A 1721-nucleotide genomic window follows, 5' to 3' on the forward strand; every position below is an offset into this window, starting at 1 on the left:
CCAGCCCGACATGCTCCATGGCGTCGTTCCGTTCAGCGTCACCGTCGGCAATCACGACATGACTAGCAAGGGCGACGCGCGTCTGTTTCAAGAACACTTCCCTGCATCCAGCTTCGCCACCTTTCCCTGGTATCTCGGCAGCCACACGCACGCGCGGGCTGATCAAAACGTCTCCGTCAACAACGTGAACAGTGCGCAGCTCTTCAGCGCAGGCGGCATCGACTTCATTCATCTCAGCCTGGAGTGTAATGCTCCTGACGACGTGCTCGCCTGGGCGGATGAAACGCTCACCAAGCATGCCGAACGGCGCGCCTTGATCACCACGCACATGGATCTCGGCATTCGCGACAAGCCCAAGACTGACAAAGGCTACATCCACGATCCAAAGGGACGCATGCGCTGGATCAAGATCCACGGCGAACGCGGCAACACCGCCGAACAGATGTGGGACAAGCTCTACCGCAAGCATGCGAACCTCGGCCTCATCTTCTCCGGTGATCAAAGCCGTGTCACCGCGCTCAAGCTCACCGCTTCTGCCGATGATGGTCATCCCGTGACCTCATTGCTGACCGATTACATGAGCCAGCCCGTTCTGCGCCTGCTACGTTTCGTGCCCGCCGAAAACCGCATCAATGCGCTGACCTACGACGTCGTCCAGCAGGTGCTCATCGATGATACGCCTTACGTTCACGAACTCGACCAGCACCAGTTCACGCTCGACTATCCGATGTCGAAGGAGCAGGCGGCCGGGAAATCGCACTAGTGCGTCAGGATGTCTTCGATGGCGCCCGGCTTGTCGTGGACGCCGAGGCGATCGACGAGCGTGGCGCTGGCTTCGTTGAGGCCGAGCACCTCGACTTCCTTGCCTTCACGCCGGAACTTGAGCACGACCTTGTCGAGCGAGGCGACGGCGGTGAGATCCCAGAAGTGGGCGTGCGTGACATCGAGGCGTATCTTCGAGACGGCTTCTTTGAAATCGAAGGCACGCACGAATCCGCCTGCCGAGGCGAAGAAGAGCTGCCCGACGACGGTGTAGGTGCGGCGGGAACCAGACTCGTCGATCTCGCTGCTGACGCGCAGGAAGTGCGCAACTTTGCGTGCAAAGAACAACGCGCTGAGCAGCACACCCACACCGACGCCGAGCGCCAGATTGTGCGTGAGGACGACGACCAGCACGGTGGCGATCATGACGATGCTGGAGGACTTCGGATGCCGCCGCATGTTGCTGAACGAAACCCACGAGAAGGTGCCGATCGACACCATGATCATCACGGCCACGAGCACGGGCATGGGGATCTGCCGCACCCACGGACCGAGCAGGACGAGGAGGATGAGCAGAAACACACCTGCGACGAAGGTGGAGAGACGGCCGCGACCGCCGGACTTCACGTTGATGACCGATTGTCCGATCATCGCGCAGCCAGCCATGCCGCCGAAGAGGCCGGCAAAGATGTTGGCGATGCCCTGGCCGCTGCATTCGCGATTCTTATCGCTCGGCGTGTCCGTCATTTCATCGACGATCTGCGCGGTGAGCAGCGACTCCAGCAGACCGACGGCGGCGAGACCGGCGGAGTACGGCAGCACGATCCACAGCGTCTTGAGCGTCCATGGCACCTGCGGCCAGAGGAAAACGGGCAGCGCGTCCGGCAGTTCGCCGAGATCACCCACGCGGCGCACGTCGAGCTTGAAGACGATGGCGATGATGGTCATCACAATGATCG

Annotated in this window: 2 protein-coding genes; one reads left to right on the plus strand and one right to left on the minus strand. The window is 61.2% G+C overall.

Annotated features, from left to right (window positions below; genetic code table 11):
• Positions 1-763: hypothetical protein (locus KDL09_RS14475; RefSeq protein WP_294386419.1), on the plus strand; the 763-nt coding region annotated here is incomplete at its 5' end.
• Here the strand turns inward: KDL09_RS14475 and KDL09_RS14480 are convergent.
• Positions 760-1721 (minus strand): SulP family inorganic anion transporter (locus KDL09_RS14480; protein WP_294386420.1); only part of this gene is annotated, 962 nt, incomplete at its 5' end. The genes KDL09_RS14475 and KDL09_RS14480 overlap by 4 nt on opposite strands.

The sequence above is a fragment of the Prosthecobacter sp. genome (assembly GCF_020439865.1).
Taxonomy (GTDB): domain Bacteria; phylum Verrucomicrobiota; class Verrucomicrobiia; order Verrucomicrobiales; family Verrucomicrobiaceae; genus Prosthecobacter.